We start from the raw sequence: 17,940 nt of genomic DNA, 5'->3' as shown, positions 1-17,940 counted from the left end.
GCCTTCCGCGAGACCGCCGTCAGGCGCGCGCGTATCGCAGGAGCAGGGTGCTCCCGGATGCGAGCACGCTCGCGAGTGCGAGCCGGTACGGTTCGGCGAGCTCGCCTGCCGTGATGCGCCAGGCGTCGCCCGCTTCGAGCGTCGGCGAGACGGTGAGGAAGAGCTCGTCCACCGCATCCGCCGCGAGCAGGGAGCCGAACAGCGTCGGGCCCCCCTCGCACAGCACGTTCCGCAGTCCCCGCTCGTGGAATGTGGCGACCGCGTGCGGCACGTCGATCCAGTTCGAGCCGCCGACGACGACATCCGCTACGGCCTCGAAGCGCGCCACCAACTCGGCCGGGGCCCGTGTCGAGGTGACGACGATCGGTCGCACCGGCGCATCCGTGAAGATGTCCGAATCGGGGTCGAGGGCGAGCGACCCGCTCACGATGGCGAACACCGGATGCTCCGGCAATCCGTTCGCGACCCTCCAGCGCGCCGACTCCTCGCTCACCCGCATCGGACCGTAGCCCTCGTCACGCACCGTCCCGGCGCCGACGAGCACCACGTCGCACACACGACGCAACAGTTCGAAGTGGCGTTTGTCGGCCTCACCGGAGAGACCGCCCGAACGCCCGTCATGCGTGACGGCGCCATCCACGCTCGAGACGAAGTTGACCCTCAGCACCGGCTCATCCGACCGGAGCGATGCGACGATCTCGTCATCGGTCAACTCACCGGAGGGATCCGGCCACAGGCGGCGGATCGACTCGGAACCTTCGGAAGAGCTCATCCCATATTGTGCAGCGTCCAGGCCGGCTTGCGCCAACCGAGGATCGCCTCGACCATGTGCACGGCCGCGACGGTCGCCGGGACGTCGTGCATCCGGATGATGCGCGCGCCCTCCAGGACGCAGAACACCGCCGCGGCGAGCGAACCCTCGAGCCGCTCCCCCTGCTTGCGGTCGATCGTCTCGCCCACGAAGTCCTTGTTGGAGACCGCAGCCAGTGTCGGGTAGCCCAGTGCGACGATCTCGTGCAGACGCCGGGTGAGCTCGAGCGAGTGGTAGGTGTTCTTGTTGAGGTCGTGGCCCGGATCGACGATGATGCGTTCATCCGGGATGCCTGCGGCCTGGGCGCGGCCGATACGGTCGCGCAGGAAGGCGATGACCTCGTCCACGACGTCGACGTACTCCGGGCGGGGCGGCTCGGCGCGCGGCGGCGACATGCTGTGGGTGAGCACGAGTGTCGCGTCCGTGGCAGCGACGGCGGATGCCATGTCCGGGTCGAACAGTCCGCTCGTGTCGTTGATGACCGAGGCTCCCGCCTCGATCGCCGCGGCGGCCACCTTCGCGTTGAAGGTGTCCACCGAGATCACGACATCCGACTTCGCGGCGATCGCCGAGACGACGGGGACGATCCGATCGAGTTCCTCCTCAAGGGTCACGACGGGGCCACGTCCGAAGGGCACGCCGCCGATGTCGAGCCAGTCGGCGCCATCCTTCACGGCGCGCAGCGAGGCCTCGACGGCCTTGTCGAGCGCGTAGGTCGCACCCTTGTCGAAGAAGGAGTCCGGCGTGCGGTTGATGACCGCCATGACCGCGACCTCACGATCGAAGTCGAAGGTGCGCCCGCCGATGGTTCTCCGCAACTGGATTCCCTGCTAGATCTCGTCCAGGGGCACCGACTCATCGACCAGTCGCGACTCGTCGACCACCTTGCCCTCGCGGATGAGACGCTGCACCTGCTCGTTGACGTCCCAGACGTTCACGTTCATGCCCGCGACGACCCGGCCGTCTTTGAGCCAGAAGGCGACGAACTCGCGTCCCTCGCGATTGCCGCGATAGACGATCTTCGCACCGCGGGTCATCGGACCGTATCCGGAATACTCCATGCCGATGTCGAACTGATCGGTGTAGAAGTACGGGATCTCCTCATAGCTCTCGTTCTGGCCGAGCATGCCGCGCGCCGCGGCGGGGCCTTCGTTGAGCGCGTTCGCCCAGTGCTCGCTGCGCAGTCGCATGTTGGCGAGCGGGTGGAAGGCGTTGGCCACGTCGCCCGCGGCGAAGATGTCCGGGTCGCTCGTCTGCATCGCCTGGTCGGTGACGATGCCGTTCTCGGTGATGATCCCCGCGTCGTCGGCGAGCGCCACGTTCGGCACCGCACCGACGCCGATGAGCACGATATCGGCCGGCACGACCTCGCCGCTGTCCAGCTGCACGCCGGCGACCTTGCCGTGGCTGCCGACGATCTTGTCGACGACGACCGAGGTGCGCAGCACGACGCCCTTCTCCTTGTGGACCTCGGCGAACATGGTCCCGAGCTCGTCGCCGATCGCGTTCGCGAGCGGGATCGGGTCCCGCTCGAGGATCGTCACATCGTTGCCGAGGGTGCGCGCCGTCGCCCCGACCTCCATGCCGATCCAGCCGGAGCCGATGAGCACGAGCGTGCGTCCGCCCCCGGTGAATTCTTTCTGCAGGGCAACGGAGTCGTCGAGCGTACGCAGGTAGTGGACGCCACCGAGCTCAGCGCCGTCGATCGTGAGCAGCCTGGGCGACGAACCGGTCGCCAACAGCAGCTTGTCGTAGTGAAGCGGTTTCCCCCCAGAAACCGTGACCTCATGGGTGGCGGCGTTCACCCCGAACGCCTTCGTGCCGGTGAGGAGCTGGATATCGTTCTCGGCGTACCACTCGGCCGGGTGGACGTAGACGGCATCCAGCCCTTCGGAGCCGTTCAGGTACCCCTTGGACAGCGGTGGCCGGATGTAGGGCGCATGCGCCTCCTTGCCGATGAGCTGGATCGTGCCGTCGAAGCCCTGCTTGCGCAGTTCCTCCGCGGCCGAAACCCCGGCGAGGCCGCCCCCGATGATGATGAAGTTCTTCGTGCTGGTCATGTTCTTCTCTCAGTGATGGATGTCGTGTTCAGGCCGTCAGGTCGCCGGCGAGCCGGAATTGGCGTCGCATCGCGTTGTCCCGCGTCAGCACCCCGGTGAAGGCCGCGGTCGTCGTCATCGACCCGGCTGCCTGGGCGCCGCGCATCGTCATGCAGAGGTGTTCGGCTTCGAGCACGACGCCGACGCCCTGCGGGGCGAGCTGCTCGTCAAGGTACCCGGCGATCTGCTTCGTGAGGCGCTCCTGCACCTGCAGGTCGCGGGAGAACTGCTCGACGACGCGCGCGAGCTTGGAGAGGCCGACGAGCCTCTCCCCCGGCACGTAGCCGACGTGCGCGACGCCGCGGAACGGGAGCAGGTGATGCTCGCAGAGCGAGTGGAAGGGGATATCCCGAACGAGGACCAGCTCCTCGTAGCCTTCGTCGTTCGGGAAAGTCGTCATCGCGAAGTCGCGGGGGGTGAGCAGTTCGAGCAGGCTCGCGGCGACCCGGCGCGGGGTCTCGGAGAGGTGTTCGCTCTTCACGTCCCGCCCGAGGGCGGTGAGCAGTTCGGCGACGGCGGTCTCGGCATCGCGCTGCTGCTGGTTGAGATCGATCGCGTGGAGGGGTACCGCCACCTGCGAGCGCTGAGCATCCGCGCCGAGCGCATCCGGTAGTGCGGTCTGGCTCATGACGCCTCCTTGTTCTCCCTGCATTCCCTGACTCTATGCGGTTCAGAATTCTTTTGTCAAGATTCACCGTTTTAGAGTTAGACTGTCCGCATGAACGAGTCGAGAACCGGACAGATCTCCGCCGTCGCTGCGATCAGCGATCCACAACGGCGCGCCCTGTTCGAGTTCGTGAGTCGGAGCGAGAACGCCGTCAGTAGGGAGGATGCCGCGCGAGCACTCGGGGTGCCGCGCAGCACCGCCGCGTTCCACCTCGACCGACTCGTGGATGAAGGCGTGCTGGAGGCAGACTTCAGGCGTCTGAGCGGGAAGACCGGTCCGGGGTCCGGTCGCCCGTCGAAGCTCTACCGGCGGACCGGAGGGGAGATCTCGGTCTCCATCCCGGCCCGCCGGTATGAGCTCGCAGGAGAATTGCTGGCGGCCGCCGTTGAAGAGGCCGACCGGACGGGGGAAGCGGTGCGCGAGGTCCTGGCCACCATCGCCGAGAAGACCGGCCGAGAGCTCGGGGCATCCGCCGGCACGCTGGATGCCGCGCTCGAAAGCTGCGGCTACGAGCCGCAGGACGACGGGGAGGGCGGGCTCGTGCTCACCAACTGCCCGTTCCACAAGCTCGCGACGAACCATACCGATGTCATCTGCCACGCCAACGTTTCGCTCCTCAGCGGGGTTGCGGATGGCGCCTCAGAGGATGCGCGCACCGTCGAGTTCGTCCCGCCCACCGGCGAACACTGCTGCGTGCGTGTCGTCGCTCGCGCTGACTGATTCTCGCGCCGCCGCCGCTCGTTTCCGTTCAGGAAGGGAGGAGGGTCGCCCCGCAGCGCCAGCAGGTCGCGGGGAGAGCGGCCTCGATGAGGGCGCCGCACTCGTCGCAGACCTGCTCGAGCCAGCAGACCGGATCGCCGGCCGAGGTGAAGCCCTCGGGGGGCATCGACTCACGGCCATCTGTGCCGTCCAGCGCTTCCATGCCATCCAGTCTGCACCCGAACCGGCCCGACCAACGTTCAGGATTCGCTCAGCAAACGCGCAGATACTGACAATATGAGCGATGGACCCAAGATTCTCATTGTCGACGATGAGCCCAACATCCGTGACCTGCTGACCACGAGCCTGCGTTTCGCCGGCTTCGCCGTGCGCGCGGTCGGCAACGGCGCCCAGGCGATCTCCGCCGTACTCGAGGAGGAACCCGACCTCATCATCCTCGACGTCATGCTGCCGGACATGAACGGCTTCGGCGTCACGAAGCGTCTCCGCGCCTCCGGCTACACCGCCCCCATCCTGTTCCTCACCGCGAAGGACGACACCGAGGACAAGATCACCGGCCTCACCGTCGGCGGCGACGACTACGTCACCAAGCCATTCAGCCTCGACGAGATCGTCGCGCGCATCAAGGCCATCCTGCGCCGCACGATGCAGGACGAGGAGGATGCCATCATCCGCACCGGCGACCTCACCATGGACCAGGACACCCACGAGGTCACGATCGGCGACACCCAGGTCGAGCTGAGCCCCACCGAGTTCAAGCTCCTGCGCTACCTCATGCTCAACCCGAACCGGGTGCTCAGCAAGGCGCAGATCCTCGACCACGTCTGGGAGTACGACTTCAACGGGGATGCCGGCATCGTCGAGTCCTACATCTCCTACCTGCGCCGCAAGCTCGACCAGTACTCCGACGAGCCGGTCATCCAGACCAAGCGCGGCTTCGGGTACATGCTCAAAGCGGCGAAGGCCTGACCTGCGGCGCAGGTTTCCGGGGCGAGTGCGGGCGATTCCGGTTAGCCTGATGTCCTGATGCACGAGCAGCTATCGCAGTGGTGGGGCCGGGTGTCCCTGCGCACCAAGACGACGGCCGTGACAGTGTTGCTGCTCACCGTCGGCCTGCTCGTCGCCGGGGTCGGCACCATGACCGTGCTGCGCAACTACCTCGTTGGAGAGGTCGACCGCAAGGTGTCCTCGACCGCATACGACCTCGGCGCGCTTCACCTGGGCATCCAGGAGACCTGCGACTACGTCTCCGGCCCCAGCCAGTTCTTCGTCGCCGTACTCACCACGGATGGCACGCTCCTGTGCCGCAACCGCGACTCCGCCCAGGCCCAGCCCGTCGTGCAGGGCCTCAACCTCGACATCGTCCGGGCCCAGCAGGGCATACCGCTCACGCTGTGGAACACCGACCGCACCGGGCAGTGGCGCGTCGTGTCCGCCCCCTACGAGGATGCCGTGACAGGCGCGGTCGTGACGCTTTCGGTGGGGGCGAGCCTCGCCGACATCAACGCGACCATCTCGCAGTACACCGCGGTGTTCCTCGGGTTCGGGCTCTCCGTCGTCATCCTCGGCGGTGCCCTCACCCGGTTGCTCGTCACCGCCACCTTCACCCCCCTGCGCGAGGTCGAGGCGACGGCGGCGGCGATCGCGAACGGCGACTTCAGCCAGCGACTCCCCGGGGCGACCCCGAACACCGAGGTCGGCCGCCTCAACCGATCGCTCAACACCATGCTCAACCGCATCGACCGCGCTTTCGCCGACCGCGCCAAGACGATCGACCAGATGCGCCGCTTCGTCGGCGACGCGAGCCACGAACTGCGCACCCCTCTCGTGACCGTGCGCGGTTACGCCGAGCTCTACCGGATGGGCGCTCTCCCCTCGGCCGACGAGGTCAGCCAGGCCATGGACCGTATCGAGAAGGAGGCCGTACGGATGGGCGGCCTCGTCGAGGACCTTCTCGAGCTCGCCCGCCTCGATGAGGCGAAACCCCTCCAGCTCGCGCGCGTCGACCTCCTCCCGCTCGCCCGCGACGCCGCGCTCGACGCCATGGCCTCCGCGCCCGACCGCACGGTGACCGTGATCGTCGCCGAACCGGATGCCGCGGAGCCGGCCGAGGCGCCCGCGGCGCCCGCGCCGTCCGGGCGCCGCCGCGACGCGGCATCCGGATCCGGACGGCAGGTCTCCACCGCCACTGGGCCGATCGCCTTCGCCGGCGCGACCATCGCCCGCCTGCGCTCGCGCCGGGCGCGGGCGATGCCCCCGGTTGCCGCATCCGGACAACCGGAACAGGTGCAGCTCGAACTGCCGGCCGTCGTGCTCGCCGAGGAGAACAAGATCCGACAGGTCATCACGAACCTCATGGGCAACGCCATGCGCTTCACGCCCCCCGACAGCCCGCTCGAGCTCGTCGTTCATGTGGACCCCAACCGGCAACTGGCCATGCTCGATATCGTGGACCATGGCGAGGGCGTGCCCCCACAGGTCCGGGACAAGATCTTCCAGCGCTTCTGGCGGGCCGACACCTCCCGCACGCGGACGACCGGCGGCAGCGGGCTCGGGCTCGCGATCGTCTCGGGCATCATCGCCGCCCACCGCGGCACCGTCGACGTGCTCGAGACCCCGGGCGGCGGGGCGACGTTCCGCATCACCCTTCCTCTCCTCCCCAGCGACGACACGCAGGAGTCCTCCACCGCCTGAGCCCGTGCGCCCCGAACGGCGGCGGCCGGTCGATTACCGTGCTGCCGACGGGGATGCTCCCCGGAACCCAGGGAGGGATCATGACCAGCTATCAGGTGGACAGCGAGGCAGTGCTCGGCGCACATGGCGCCATCCGGACGACCATGTCGAGGATCGAGGCGGAGGCCGCGAGCCTCAAGACGCAACTCATGAGCCTGCAGTCGTCGTGGACCGGACCTGCCGCAACCGCGTTCCAGTCGGTCGTCACCGACTGGACGGCCACACAGCAGCGGGTCGAGCAGAGCCTCGCGGCGATCGGCCAGGCACTCGGGCGGGCCGGTCAGCAGTACGCGGATGTCGAGCTCGCCAACGCCCGGATGTTCGCCGGATGAGCGCTCTCGTCCCTGCCCATACCGCGTGCATCCCACAGCGGTATCATGTTGGGATGAGCAAGCAGATTGCGGTGCGGCTTCCCGACGAGCTCGTCATCTTCCTCGACGCGCTCGTCGCGGAGGGCCGATTCGACAGCAGGGCGGCGATCGTGACGCGGGAACTCAAGCGATTCAAGCGACGTGTCGAAGCCGAACAGGATGCCGAGATCTACCGTCGCGAGGGCGATGACGATCTGGCGGAGTTCGCGCGCTACGCCGCGCGGCTGCCCATGGATATCGACTGATGCGGCCGATCGTCCTCGCGGAGGTCGACAAGCGTCGTCCGGTGGTCATCCTCACTCGTGAAGCCGTTCGCCTCGATCGCACCCGCGTCACCGTTGCTCCTATCACCAGCCGCGTCCGCGGCCTTCGCACCGAGGTGGCGGTCGGCAGGGCGAATGGGCTGGACCACGATTCGGTCGTGAACTGCGACAACATCGCGACGATCGAAGTCTCGGATCTCGGCCCGCAGATCGGCTTCCTCCTCGACAGCCAGGAGCCGTCCCTCGCCGCCGCCATCCAGGCCGCCTTCGACCTCGCCCTCGACTGAGTCGAGAACCCCTAGAGAACGACGTAACCAAGTGGGTTCGGGAAGAACTTCAATGGCTCGGGTGTGGCGGGCGTCTACGGGCGGAGCCATTGACGTTCTTCCCGAACCCGCGCCACGCAAAAGAGCGGCCCCTTTCGGGACCGCCCTTCTTGGACGCTGGGTTTCGATACGCCCGGCCGGCAGGGCCGGGCTACTCAACCTTGATCGATGCAGACGCTAACGCGTCTGCGTCAATCAAAAGTCCATACCACCCGACGGGTCACCCATCGGAGCGGCCGAGGCCTTCTCCGGCTTGTCAGCGACGACGGCCTCGGTGGTGAGGAACAGCCCGGCGATCGACGCGGCGTTCTGCAGCGCGGAGCGGGTGACCTTGACCGGGTCGTTGATGCCGGCGGTCAGCATGTCGCCGTACTCCCCGGTCGCCGCGTTGAGGCCGTGGCCGGTCGGGAGACCGCGCACCTTCTCGGCGACGACGCCCGGCTCGAGGCCGGCGTTGAGCGCGATCTGCTTGAGCGGGGCGTCGACGGCGACGCGGACGATGTTCGCACCCGTCGCCTCGTCACCCTTGAGCGCCTTGAGCGCCTTGCCCTCGAATGCGGTCGCGCCGGCCTGGATGAGCGCCACGCCACCACCGGCGACGATGCCCTCCTCGACGGCGGCCTTCGCGTTGCGGACGGCGTCTTCGATGCGGTGCTTGCGCTCCTTGAGCTCGACCTCGGTCGCGGCGCCCGCCTTGATGACGGCGACGCCGCCGGCCAGCTTCGCGAGGCGCTCCTGGAGCTTCTCACGGTCGTAGTCGCTGTCGGTGTTCTCGATCTCCGCGCGGATCTGCTTGACACGGCCCGCGATGGCGTCGGCCTCGCCGGCGCCTTCGACGATCGTGGTCTCGTCCTTGGTGACGATGACCTTGCGGGCCTGGCCGAGCAGGTCGAGGGTGGCGTTCTCGAGCTTGAGTCCGACCTCCTCGCTGATGACCTGGCCGCCGGTGAGCGTGGCGATGTCCTGCAGCTGGGCCTTACGACGGTCTCCGAAGCCGGGTGCCTTGACGGCGACCGACTTGAAGATGCCGCGGATCTTGTTGACGACGAGCGTCGCGAGGGCCTCGCCGTCGACGTCTTCGGCGATGATGAGCAGCTGCTTGCCGCTCTGGATCACCTTGTCGACGATCGGAAGCAGGTCCTTGATGTTGGAGATCTTCGAGTTGACGATGAGGATGTACGGGTCCTCGAACACCGTCTCCTGGCGGTCGGGGTCGGTGACGAAGTACGCCGACAGGAAGCCCTTGTCGAAGCGCATGCCCTCGGTGAGCTCGAGCTCGGTGCCGAACGTGTTCGACTCCTCGACCGTGACGACGCCTTCCTTGCCCACCTTGTCGATGGCCTCGGCGATCAGGGCGCCGATCTCGGTGTCTCCGGCGGAGATGGATGCGGTGGCCGCGATCTCTTCCTTGGTCTCGATCTCCTTGGCGCCCGCCACGAGAGCGGCGATGACCTCGGCCACGGCCTTCTCGATGCCGCGCTTGAGGCTGATCGGGTCGGCACCGGCCGCGACGTTGCGCAGGCCTTCGCGAACGAGGGCCTGGGCGAGCACGACCGAGGTGGTCGTTCCGTCGCCGGCGACGTCATCCGTCTTCTTGGCGACCTCTTTGACGAGTTCCGCGCCGATCTTCTCGTACGGGTCGTCGAGCTCGATCTCCTTGGCGATGGAGACACCGTCGTTCGTGATCGTGGGGGCGCCCCACTTCTTCTCGAGCACGACGTTGCGACCGCGCGGGCCCAACGTCACCTTGACCGCATCGGCCAGGATGTTGAGGCCGCGCTCAAGGCCGCGTCGGGCCTCTTCGTTGAAAGCAATGATCTTTGCCATGTGTGTTTCTCGTCCCTCCCGGACGTCGTGAAAAGTGCAACACCTTTGGCACTCACACTAAGAGAGTGCTAAATGATTCTGGCACTCTACGACGGAGAGTGCAAGCGAGCCGCTACTGCTCCGCCGGGGCGACGAAACCGACCGAGCCGCCGGGCGGGATGAGTTCGAACCAGGTGTTGCCGGCAGCGAGTCGAATCGTCACCCCGTTTCCGTCGACGAGGCGAAGAGGATCCTTCTCGCCGCCCTTCGACCACTTGCCGTGAATGGTCGCCCCACCGCTGGAGACCCAGGCCTCCCCCGAACCGGTCAGGATCGTCTTCGGCACTCCGCGGTCGTCGACGACGTTGACGCGGAGCACGACGACGTTCGCGGCATTGAGCTGGTCTCCGTGACTGTCCTTGTCGACCTTGCCCTGCTGGACGCGCATCCAGCGCTCGGCCTCGGCATTCCACTTCCAGGTGCCGTAGAAGAGCGAAGAGAAACGGTACTCGACTGCGGCGGTCGGCTTGCCCTCCTTCGCGGCCGTCGAGGATGCCGCATCCAGCGAGTAGGCGAACTGCTGCTGGGGTGCGGCGAGGTCGGTGTGCTGGGCGAGAACCTCCCGCGCCTTGACGATGACGTCGTGCGGGCCCGGGCGGTCGCTCGCCCGGTAGAAGGTGTCGGCGGTGTCCGGCTGGCCGTGGATCGCGTTGTAGACGGGCGTCTGCCGCATGAGGTAGACGAAGCGCTGCTGTCCACCGGAGTAGCAGATGATCCCGCGGAAGGGGGAGACGATGGCCGGATCCATCGGCCGGATCGAGCGCACCGGTCCGAGCCGCTCGGGAATGTCCGACTGCCAGATCGCGACGTAACGGGTGATCCCGCCCTCGACCAGTTCCTCGAACAGCACGTCGGTGCGTTCGAGCCCGACCTGGGGCCTCGCGTCCCAGTGGTTGTCGATCTTCGCCGCGATGGAGGCGTGGTCGAGGGATCCGGCCGGTACGGTCGTCCCGCGCAGGGGCGCGAGCTCGGTCGGCGGCGGGGTCTCGTAGGTGGAGACGTAGGTTTCGGTGGGCGTGGGCTCCGGAGCCCTCTCGGGCGCGCATCCGGACAGCGCCACCGCACCGACGAGCACGGTCGCAAGCGCGGCGGATGCCCTCCCCAGGCGCCCGGGTGGGTTGCCGTTGAACGTCACCGGGACAGACTAGCGCCGCCCGGCCGCCCGGACGGCGTTGCCGAGGGCGCGCCCGACAATTGGGTCAACCGGCCGGTCGAACCGACTCGGCCTGTGGACCCTTGGTGCCGGTGCCGACCTCGAAGACGACCTGCTGGCCCTCCTCGAGCATTTTGTAACCGCCCATCTCGATGGCGGAATAGTGGACGAACACGTCCTGGCTGCCATCCTCCACGGTGATGAAGCCGTAGCCCTTTTCAGCGTTGAACCATTTCACGGTCCCGTTCGCCATGTGGTACTCCCTGCTGTGTTTCTTGCGGCGCGTGCGAGTGTGCCTGAGCCGGATTGAGACCAGATACTAACGAGCGGGCGCCCTGGACGGGAGTGCGGTTGCGGGATCGAGACCGGAGTGTCACCCAAAGGGCTGGAAAAACGGCTCTCCGTTATACAAACGAGACAAACGGGGGTACGAGCCTCAGGGAAGCGGCTTGTAGTCCGACCCGATCACGACCGTCACGGGAGATCCCGGGTAGTCGGTCGACAACCGGACCTCCCCGACCCCGAGCGCGAGCACGATTCCGCGTGCGGCGCCCTCGTAGGAAGGGTCGGCGTAGTAGACGACGGTCTCCTCGATGTCGCGCGCCGAGGCGTTCGCCCGGCTTCCGACACCCTCGGCGGCTCCGGCCCACCCCTGCTCGACCAGTGCGTCGCCGACCTGATTGGCAAGGCCGGGGGTCTCCGTGCCGTTGAGGATGCTGAGCGGGACATCCGGAGCGAGCGTGGGCTCGGCGGTCGGGGTCTGCGTCGGCGTCGGCGTCTCCTCCTGCTCGGGTCCAGGCAGGAACGGCAGATCGAAGTTGATGCTGCTGTTGATCGCAGCGAGACCGATGAGACCGCCCGTCGTGAGGATCACGGTCGCGAGCACCGCCCAGCCCAGCGCCGCCCAGCCGCGGCCCTTCTTCTTCGGCGCGCGGTGGGCCCCGACCCGAAGCACCTCGGTGGGCACGTCGTCGAAGCGGTCCTGGGGAAAGTCAGCCATCGGTCTCTCGGTCGTGTTCTGCTAGCTGTGGCCGGCAGTGCTGGTGCCTGGTGCCCTGCGGAGTGTCCTGGCGCTCATTCTGGCCTCCCGCATCCGCTGGAGTCGTCTCACCAGCATCGGGTCGTAGACGATCGCCGCCGGGGAGTCGATGAGAGCGTTCAGTATCTGATAGTACCGGGCGGAGGAGAGCCCGAACTCCGCGCGAACGGCGTCCTCTTTCGCGCCGGCGTGCCGGGTCCAGTCCCGCTCGAAGGCGAGGATGCGGCGGTCGCGGTCGGCGAGGGATGGCGCGTCGGCATCCGGCCCAATGGCGTCCGGCCCAGTCGCGTCCGGCCCGGTCGCGTCCGCGGTCGCACCCGCCGCGTCTCTCCCGCTCCGACCCACCCGCTCTCCGCTCTCGCTCACCTGGACAGCCATCCTAATCAGGTCGGGGTGGGGTTTGCCCGAGGCGTGCCGCGCGATCTGCGCGGCGAACGCCTCTCGCGCCGGCGGCCGAGGCGAACCAGTCGACGAACTGTCCGTGCGGCCCGACGTCGGCGAGCGGTTCCCCGTCGAGCGAGAGGGTGAAGCGTCCGGGCATCGCGCCTCCGGGTCCGTCGAGTTTCGCATCGATCTCGGGCAGCACGCCGACGCCGTCGAGCGAGATCCAGTGCGCGTCGAGGGAGCGAATGACGTCCACGAGCCGCATGCGCTCGGCATAGGGGAGGTACACGAGCATCGCGCTCGTGACCACGACGAGCGTCGCATCCGCCGGACGGGCATCGGCGAGCGCCTCGAGCTCGACGATCGCGTTACCCCTCACGAGGATCGGCGGGTCAGCCCGCACAAGCCCCACGGCGTTCCGGATGCGCCGACGTCGCGCCTCCTGCTCCGGCCAGACGAGCGTCTCCAGCCAGCGCACGGCATCCGGATCGCGCACGTCGAGGGGCTCGACGTCGATGCCGGCACGCCAGACGATCTCCGGAAGCTCCTCCGGCACTGGTACGGCACTGCCATGGGTCTCGGTCTCGATCGCGACGGTCGAGGGCCCCGAGGCCGGATGCAGCCACTCGTCGTCCCCATAGCGGTAGCTGTAGCGGTCGGGGTAGAGGCACAGCCCGGCGCTCGCCCCGAGCTCGAGCAGGGCGAGGGGCCGATGGGGAGACGACTGCGCGGCACGGGAGGCAGCCACCACGCCGAGCGCGGGAAGCAAGGCGGCGCACCTGCGGGGTTCGTTGGTCTGGGTCATCCGTACGACCGCCTCCCGTGAGACCGCCGACCAGTGGGCCAGCAGCCAGTCGCGGAGCTCGTGGTACCCGCCCTCCGGCGCCCCCAGCAGTCTGGCCACCGCGAACACCAGGTTGGGTTGGCGCTTCTGCAGGGGCAGTTCGTCGATCACCGCCAGAACCTGCGGGTCGCCCGCGACCCCGAGCGCCCACTCCTCGAAGACGGCGGACTGCCCGCGCGCCTCGAGCTCCCCGAAGCTGCGGTACCAGTCGGCCGTGCTGCGTCCTGTGGTCATGGGAGAATCCTCGCACCACAGGTGAAGTCGCCACCTCCGCTCGCTGTATGGAACAACATCCGCCGAACCGCGGTTGAATGGAGATGGAGGGAACCCGACGGATTCCCGGAGAGACACCATTATGAACTACAAGGTCAACAAGAGCGACGAGGAGTGGCGTCAGGAGCTGAGCGCGGACGAGTTCGCGGTGCTGCGCCAGGCAGCCACAGAGCGGCCGTGGACCGGCCAGTTGCTCGACGAGAAGCGAGAAGGCGTCTACCGCTGTAAGGCGTGCGGTGCCGAATTGTTCCGCAGCGACGCGAAGTTCGACTCCCACTGCGGGTGGCCGAGCTTCTACATCCCGACCGAGCAGGATGCCGTGGTGCTGCTCAAGGACTCGACCCTCGGCATGGAGCGCGTGGAGGTGCGCTGCGCCAACTGCGGCTCCCACCTCGGGCACGTCTTCGACGATGCGCCGCAGACCCCGACCGGTGACCGCTTCTGCATGAACTCGGTGTCGCTGAGCTTCGAGCCGAAGGACGCCTGAGCCCGTGGCCTCCCCCTAATATGGGGAGGTCACGCCTCCTTAGCTCAGTTGGCCAGAGCACCGCTCTTGTAAAGCGGGGGTCGTCGGTTCGAATCCGACAGGGGGCTCCACCACCGGGCAGCGACCGCTGCTACGGCGACGACGAAGACGAACTCGAGGGCGATGGGCTCGGGGAGGGCACCGAGCTCTCCGAATAGTTGGCCCCCAGCACCTGCACGAGGAACGACGCGAACTCCTGCGGGTCGAACGCGCCCTGCTGGTCGGTCGTGTACTGGTACAGCTGCCCGTTCACGACGATGGTCGGCGTGCCCTTGGGGTCCGGCTGCGGCGCCGCATCAGGGATCGGGTTGTTGGTGAAGCGGTCGGTCGAGGCCTTCACCCAGTCCTTGAAGGTCTGCTCCCGGATGCAGGAGGAGATGTTCGTGAACTTGGAGACCCCGACCTCCTTGGCAAGTTCGACGAGAGTGTCGTCGTCGAGGCCGGCGGAGCCCTCCTCCGGTTGCTGCTGGAACAGGATCGCGCTGAAGTCGAAGAAGTTGTTCGGCGAGAAGTTCGCCACGCAGGCGGCGGCATTCGACGCCCTGGACGAGTACTTCGTGCCCATCGAGAGCCGGTCGAGGATCGCGACCGGGTGGATCTCGAGCGTTGCAGCGCCGTCCCGCACCAGCTGCTTGATCTGATCGGCGTTGGCCTTCTCGAAGTTTCCGCAGACCGGGCACATGTAGTCGACATACACGCGGATGTCGAGGACATCCGCCGGCTCGTTCGACGCCGACGGCACCGGTTCCTCACTCGGCTGCAGGGCGGGGGTCAGGGTCGCATGGAAGCCCTCGCCGATCTTGATCCCGTCGCTCAGCATGTTGAGGGGACCTGGGGCAGGCGGCTTGATCGCACTGTAGATCGCGATCGCGACGATCGCGACGATCGCGAGGGTCACCAGGATGAGGCTGCCCTGCAGGACGAACCGGTTGCGGCGGTCCTTCTTCCGCTGCTCCTCCCGCAGCTGGCGAGCCTTGTCGCGCGCAGCATCGCGTCTCTCGTTCTTGTTCGGACGCGGGTCGCTGGTGCTCACATCAAACCTCTACTCAACCGCTGCACGGTGCGATGGCACGAGCCACCGATCAAAATGCTAGACCCGCCAGTCTGGGAGCCGACAGGACGAACGCTGCAAGCATAGTCACTCGGAACGCTCGGTATTTCCCAGACCACCGTGACAAGTGCCATAATGACGCAGGTGCGGACCCCGCCCCGGAGACCGCACAATCCATTCACTACGGATCGTCCGGCACGTACCTGCCGGTGAAGGAGAAGTACGACCATGGCAACAGTGACCTTCGACAAGGCCAGCCGAATCTACCCGGGCCAGACCCGCCCGGCCGTCGACAAGCTCGACCTCGAAGTGGCCGATGGCGAGTTCCTCGTCCTCGTCGGCCCCTCCGGATGCGGGAAGTCCACCTCGCTGCGCATGCTCGCCGGCCTCGAGGAGGTCAATGAGGGCAGCATCCTGATCGGTGACCGCGACGTCACCGATGTCCCGCCGAAGGACCGCGACATCGCCATGGTGTTCCAGAACTACGCTCTCTACCCGCACATGACGGTGGCCGAGAACATGGGCTTCGCGCTCAAGATCGCCGGCGTCAACAAGGAGGAGCGCGCTTCCCGCGTGCTCGAGGCGGCCAAACTGCTCGACCTCGAGGACTACCTCGGCCGCAAGCCGAAGGCTCTGTCCGGCGGCCAGCGTCAGCGCGTTGCCATGGGCCGCGCGATCGTCCGGAGCCCCCAGGTGTTCCTCATGGACGAGCCGCTCTCGAACCTCGACGCCAAGCTGCGGGTTCAGACGCGCACCCAGATCGCTTCGCTCACCCGCCGCCTCGGCGTCACGACCGTGTACGTGACCCACGACCAGACCGAGGCGCTCACGATGGGCGACCGGATCGCGGTCCTCAAGGACGGCGTGCTCCAGCAGGTCGGAACCCCCCGCGACCTCTACGCCGAACCGCAGAACGTCTTCGTCGCGGGCTTCATCGGCTCCCCCGCCATGAACCTCTTCAGCGCCGATGTCGTGGACGGTGGCCTCCGGTTCGGAACAGCGACCGCCAAGGTCGACCGCGCGACGCTGGCCAACGCATCCGCCAAGAAGGTCACGATCGGCGTTCGTCCCGAGGATGTCGTGGTCGCCACGAGCGGGGAGGGCCTTCCGGTCGACGTCGACATCGTCGAGGAGCTCGGCGCCGACGGCTACCTCTACGGGCACACCGAGATCGACGGCAAGCGCGTCGACATCGTCGCCCGCGTCGATGGACGCAGCCACCCGAACGCCGGGGACAAGGTCGTCATCACGCCGCAGCCCGACCACATCCACGTGTTCGACACCGAGTCCGGTCTCCGTCTGAGCACGAAGGCCGTCGAGACCACCAAGTAGCGTGCGGTCGGTCCGCTCCCCGATGCGGGGGCGGACCGCATCCGCTGCACGAGGAGGGCCAGCGTGAGCGGGTCACTGAGCATCACCTCGGCGATCGTCGACCCGGCACTGCTCGACCTGCCCTGGAATCTTCCGCTCGAGGTCTGGCCGGAGGACTCGATCGCGGTGCTGCCGAAGGGCATCTCGCGGCACCTCGTGCGCTTCGCCCACCTGAGCGGGTACGTCGTCGCGATCAAGGAGACCTCCGAGGATCTCGCCCGGCGCGAATACGACATGCTGCGCACCCTGCAGCGGCTCGATGTGCCCTGCGTCGAGCCGGTCGCCGTCATCACCAACCGCACGGATGACGAGGGCAACGCGCTCGACTCGGTGCTCGTCACCCGGCACCTGAGGTTCTCGCTCCCGTATCGCGCCCTCTACTCGCAGACGCTGCGACCCGACACCGCGACGCGGCTCGTGGACGCCCAGGCCGTACTGCTCGTGCGCCTGCACATCATCGGTTTCTTCTGGGGCGACGTCTCACTCTCCAACACCCTCTTCCGCCGGGATGCCGGGGCCTTCGCCGCCTACCTCGTCGACGCGGAGACCGGGAGCCTCTACGACCGGCTCTCCGACGGCCAGCGCGAGCACGACCTCGAGATCGCACGGATCAACATCGCCGGCGAGCTGCTCGACCTCGCGGCCGGCGGCCGGCTCGACGAGGCGACGGATCCGATCGAGGTGAGCAACGGCATCCTCGCCGCCTACCGCACCCTGTGGAGTGAGCTGACCGGCTCGGAGTCCTTCGACTCGACCGAGCGCTGGCGCATCGCGGAGCGGGTCGAGCGGCTCAATGACCTCGGCTTCGACATCGAGGAGCTCGCGATCAGGACGGATGACAGCGGCAGCCAGGTGCGCATCCAGCCGAAGGTGGTCGACGCGGGCCATCACCAGCGCAGGCTGCTGCGTCTCACCGGGCTCGACGCGGAGGAGAACCAGGCGCGCAGGCTGCTCAACGACCTCGACGCCTACGCCGCGACCAACTACGGCGCCGACGCCGACGAGGAGATCGCCGCCCACGAGTGGCTCGCGACGGTCTTCGAGCCGGTCATCCGGGCGATCCCGCGGGAGCTCAAGGGCAAGCTCGAGCCGGCCGAGGTGTTCCACCAGATGCTCGAGCACCGCTGGTATCTGTCGCAGAACGAGAAGCGCGACGTGCCGCTCGCCGAAGCGGTCGGCTCCTACATCGACACGGTGTTGCGGCATCGGCGCGACGAGGCCACCGTCATCGACCCGCCGACGGGTGCGTTCACGCTGCCCATCGCGATCGTCGACGAGGAGGACTGGCGCGACAAGGTCTGACGGGCGTTTCCCCGCCTGAGCGGGTGTCCCAAATGAAGGCATTTCGGGAGGACACGGCCGAACTGCCCCGGAAGTTCGGGGCTGCCCCAGCGGGATGCCTTCATTTGGGACGAGAAATCGGGCGGCAGGTGATCGGCGCCG

Annotated in this window: 21 protein-coding genes and 1 tRNA gene; 10 read left to right on the top strand and 12 right to left on the bottom strand. The window is 67.5% G+C overall.

Going from position 1 to position 17,940, the window contains the following annotated elements; all coding sequences use genetic code 11:
- Positions 1-19 precede the first annotated feature (19 nt).
- The 4 genes from ABD678_RS04185 to folE all read right to left on the bottom strand — a co-directional run bounded on the left by ABD678_RS04185 (position 20) and on the right by folE (position 3,538).
- Positions 20-772: a pyrimidine reductase family protein gene (locus ABD678_RS04185; RefSeq protein WP_344754010.1), complete on the bottom strand. Its 753-nt coding sequence runs from the start codon at positions 770-772 to the stop codon at positions 20-22.
- On the bottom strand, positions 769-1,575 hold the full coding sequence (gene folP, locus ABD678_RS04180) for a dihydropteroate synthase (RefSeq protein ID WP_425561947.1): 807 nt from the start codon (positions 1,573-1,575) through the stop codon (positions 769-771). The genes ABD678_RS04185 and folP overlap by 4 nt, the downstream gene beginning before the upstream one ends.
- Before the next feature lie 66 nt (positions 1,576-1,641).
- Positions 1,642-2,871 carry an NAD(P)/FAD-dependent oxidoreductase gene (locus tag ABD678_RS04175; protein WP_344754006.1) on the bottom strand — a complete coding sequence of 410 codons (1,230 nt, stop codon included), beginning with the start codon at positions 2,869-2,871 and terminating at the stop codon, positions 1,642-1,644.
- Between the two features lie 28 nt (positions 2,872-2,899).
- A complete protein-coding gene (folE, locus tag ABD678_RS04170; protein ID WP_344754004.1) occupies positions 2,900-3,538 on the bottom strand; it encodes a GTP cyclohydrolase I FolE in 639 nt (212 codons plus the stop codon).
- Positions 3,539-3,628: 90 nt separating this feature from the next.
- Here folE and ABD678_RS04165 point away from each other — a divergent pair, with 90 nt between their 5' ends.
- A complete protein-coding gene (locus ABD678_RS04165) occupies positions 3,629-4,297 on the top strand; it encodes a helix-turn-helix transcriptional regulator (protein WP_344754002.1) in 669 nt (222 codons plus the stop codon).
- A gap of 28 nt (positions 4,298-4,325) precedes the next feature.
- Here the strand turns inward: ABD678_RS04165 and ABD678_RS04160 are convergent, their stop codons facing one another.
- Complete coding sequence (locus ABD678_RS04160; RefSeq protein ID WP_344754000.1) at positions 4,326-4,499, bottom strand: hypothetical protein; 174 nt, start codon at positions 4,497-4,499, stop codon at positions 4,326-4,328.
- 74 nt (positions 4,500-4,573) lie between these two features.
- Between ABD678_RS04160 and ABD678_RS04155 the strand changes: the two genes are divergently transcribed.
- The 5 genes from ABD678_RS04155 to ABD678_RS04135 all read left to right on the top strand — a co-directional run bounded on the left by ABD678_RS04155 (position 4,574) and on the right by ABD678_RS04135 (position 7,951).
- A complete protein-coding gene (locus ABD678_RS04155) occupies positions 4,574-5,266 on the top strand; it encodes a response regulator transcription factor (protein WP_344753998.1) in 693 nt (230 codons plus the stop codon).
- Between the two features lie 57 nt (positions 5,267-5,323).
- Entirely contained in the window at positions 5,324-6,991 is a 1,668-nt protein-coding gene (locus ABD678_RS04150; RefSeq protein ID WP_344753996.1) for a sensor histidine kinase, read from the top strand.
- Between the two features lie 80 nt (positions 6,992-7,071).
- Positions 7,072-7,362 (top strand): WXG100 family type VII secretion target, encoded by a 291-nt coding sequence (locus tag ABD678_RS04145; protein WP_344753994.1) that lies wholly within the window; start codon positions 7,072-7,074, stop codon positions 7,360-7,362.
- A gap of 53 nt (positions 7,363-7,415) precedes the next feature.
- The gene (locus ABD678_RS04140) at positions 7,416-7,646 is read left to right on the top strand and encodes a hypothetical protein (RefSeq protein ID WP_344753992.1); all 231 of its coding nucleotides are present in this window, start codon (positions 7,416-7,418) and stop codon (positions 7,644-7,646) included.
- Positions 7,646-7,951, top strand: coding sequence for a type II toxin-antitoxin system PemK/MazF family toxin (locus ABD678_RS04135; protein ID WP_344753990.1), 306 nt, complete (start codon positions 7,646-7,648; stop codon positions 7,949-7,951). Before ABD678_RS04140 ends, ABD678_RS04135 begins: the two co-directional genes overlap by 1 nt.
- A gap of 234 nt (positions 7,952-8,185) precedes the next feature.
- On the opposite strand, the gene groL is transcribed toward ABD678_RS04135, so the two are convergent.
- The 6 genes from groL to ABD678_RS04105 form a co-directional block, all read right to left on the bottom strand.
- Positions 8,186-9,817: a chaperonin GroEL gene (gene groL / locus ABD678_RS04130; protein ID WP_344753988.1), complete on the bottom strand. Its 1,632-nt coding sequence runs from the start codon at positions 9,815-9,817 to the stop codon at positions 8,186-8,188.
- 112 nt (positions 9,818-9,929) lie between these two features.
- The gene (locus tag ABD678_RS04125; protein ID WP_344753986.1) at positions 9,930-10,991 is read right to left on the bottom strand and encodes a DUF3048 domain-containing protein; all 1,062 of its coding nucleotides are present in this window, start codon (positions 10,989-10,991) and stop codon (positions 9,930-9,932) included.
- A 64-nt stretch (positions 10,992-11,055) separates the two neighbouring features.
- Positions 11,056-11,262, bottom strand: coding sequence for a cold-shock protein (locus tag ABD678_RS04120; protein WP_344753984.1), 207 nt, complete (start codon positions 11,260-11,262; stop codon positions 11,056-11,058).
- A gap of 183 nt (positions 11,263-11,445) precedes the next feature.
- Entirely contained in the window at positions 11,446-12,009 is a 564-nt protein-coding gene (locus ABD678_RS04115; protein ID WP_344753982.1) for a LytR C-terminal domain-containing protein, read from the bottom strand.
- 21 nt (positions 12,010-12,030) lie between these two features.
- Complete coding sequence (locus tag ABD678_RS04110; RefSeq protein ID WP_344754368.1) at positions 12,031-12,318, bottom strand: DUF3263 domain-containing protein; 288 nt, start codon at positions 12,316-12,318, stop codon at positions 12,031-12,033.
- 109 nt (positions 12,319-12,427) lie between these two features.
- On the bottom strand, positions 12,428-13,510 hold the full coding sequence (locus ABD678_RS04105; RefSeq protein ID WP_344753980.1) for a DUF2332 domain-containing protein: 1,083 nt from the start codon (positions 13,508-13,510) through the stop codon (positions 12,428-12,430).
- Between the two features lie 121 nt (positions 13,511-13,631).
- Here ABD678_RS04105 and msrB point away from each other — a divergent pair, with 121 nt between their 5' ends.
- Together msrB and ABD678_RS04095 are read left to right on the top strand one after the other, a co-directional pair.
- Positions 13,632-14,036 carry a peptide-methionine (R)-S-oxide reductase MsrB gene (gene msrB, locus ABD678_RS04100; protein WP_344753978.1) on the top strand — a complete coding sequence of 135 codons (405 nt, stop codon included), beginning with the start codon at positions 13,632-13,634 and terminating at the stop codon, positions 14,034-14,036.
- Between the two features lie 33 nt (positions 14,037-14,069).
- Positions 14,070-14,146, top strand: a tRNA-Thr gene (locus tag ABD678_RS04095).
- A gap of 20 nt (positions 14,147-14,166) precedes the next feature.
- Here the strand turns inward: ABD678_RS04095 and ABD678_RS04090 are convergent.
- Positions 14,167-15,108, bottom strand: coding sequence for a DsbA family protein (locus ABD678_RS04090; RefSeq protein WP_344753976.1), 942 nt, complete (start codon positions 15,106-15,108; stop codon positions 14,167-14,169).
- Between the two features lie 246 nt (positions 15,109-15,354).
- On the opposite strand from ABD678_RS04090, the gene ABD678_RS04085 reads away from it, so the two are divergent.
- Complete coding sequence (locus ABD678_RS04085) at positions 15,355-16,458, top strand: ABC transporter ATP-binding protein (RefSeq protein WP_344753974.1); 1,104 nt, start codon at positions 15,355-15,357, stop codon at positions 16,456-16,458.
- Between the two features lie 63 nt (positions 16,459-16,521).
- Complete coding sequence (locus tag ABD678_RS04080; RefSeq protein WP_425561944.1) at positions 16,522-17,799, top strand: DUF4032 domain-containing protein; 1,278 nt, start codon at positions 16,522-16,524, stop codon at positions 17,797-17,799.
- The last annotated feature ends 141 nt before the right edge of the window (positions 17,800-17,940 follow it).

Source organism: Leifsonella bigeumensis, assembly GCF_039537265.1.
GTDB lineage: Bacteria > Actinomycetota > Actinomycetes > Actinomycetales > Microbacteriaceae > Terrimesophilobacter > Terrimesophilobacter bigeumensis.
This window is presented reverse-complemented; position numbering and strand designations above follow the sequence as displayed.

Bases quoted from the DNA above. Each gene is read 5' to 3' on its own strand.
- ABD678_RS04105 (WP_344753980.1), bottom strand. From the start codon at position 13,510: ATGACCACAGGACGCAGCACGGCCGACTGGTACCGCAGCTTCGGGGAG.
- folE (WP_344754004.1), bottom strand. From the start codon at position 3,538: ATGAGCCAGACCGCACTACCGGATGCGCTCGGCGCGGATGCTCAGCGC.
- ABD678_RS04135 (WP_344753990.1), top strand. From the start codon at position 7,646: ATGCGGCCGATCGTCCTCGCGGAGGTCGACAAGCGTCGTCCGGTGGTC.
- ABD678_RS04145 (WP_344753994.1), top strand. From the start codon at position 7,072: ATGACCAGCTATCAGGTGGACAGCGAGGCAGTGCTCGGCGCACATGGC.
- folP (WP_425561947.1), bottom strand. From the start codon at position 1,575: ATGGCGGTCATCAACCGCACGCCGGACTCCTTCTTCGACAAGGGTGCG.
- ABD678_RS04120 (WP_344753984.1), bottom strand. From the start codon at position 11,262: ATGGCGAACGGGACCGTGAAATGGTTCAACGCTGAAAAGGGCTACGGC.
- ABD678_RS04115 (WP_344753982.1), bottom strand. From the start codon at position 12,009: ATGGCTGACTTTCCCCAGGACCGCTTCGACGACGTGCCCACCGAGGTG.
- ABD678_RS04085 (WP_344753974.1), top strand. From the start codon at position 15,355: ATGGCAACAGTGACCTTCGACAAGGCCAGCCGAATCTACCCGGGCCAG.
- ABD678_RS04160 (WP_344754000.1), bottom strand. From the start codon at position 4,499: ATGGAAGCGCTGGACGGCACAGATGGCCGTGAGTCGATGCCCCCCGAG.
- ABD678_RS04140 (WP_344753992.1), top strand. From the start codon at position 7,416: ATGAGCAAGCAGATTGCGGTGCGGCTTCCCGACGAGCTCGTCATCTTC.
- ABD678_RS04155 (WP_344753998.1), top strand. From the start codon at position 4,574: ATGAGCGATGGACCCAAGATTCTCATTGTCGACGATGAGCCCAACATC.
- ABD678_RS04165 (WP_344754002.1), top strand. From the start codon at position 3,629: ATGAACGAGTCGAGAACCGGACAGATCTCCGCCGTCGCTGCGATCAGC.
- ABD678_RS04150 (WP_344753996.1), top strand. From the start codon at position 5,324: ATGCACGAGCAGCTATCGCAGTGGTGGGGCCGGGTGTCCCTGCGCACC.
- ABD678_RS04185 (WP_344754010.1), bottom strand. From the start codon at position 772: ATGAGCTCTTCCGAAGGTTCCGAGTCGATCCGCCGCCTGTGGCCGGAT.
- msrB (WP_344753978.1), top strand. From the start codon at position 13,632: ATGAACTACAAGGTCAACAAGAGCGACGAGGAGTGGCGTCAGGAGCTG.
- groL (WP_344753988.1), bottom strand. From the start codon at position 9,817: ATGGCAAAGATCATTGCTTTCAACGAAGAGGCCCGACGCGGCCTTGAG.
- ABD678_RS04175 (WP_344754006.1), bottom strand. From the start codon at position 2,871: ATGACCAGCACGAAGAACTTCATCATCATCGGGGGCGGCCTCGCCGGG.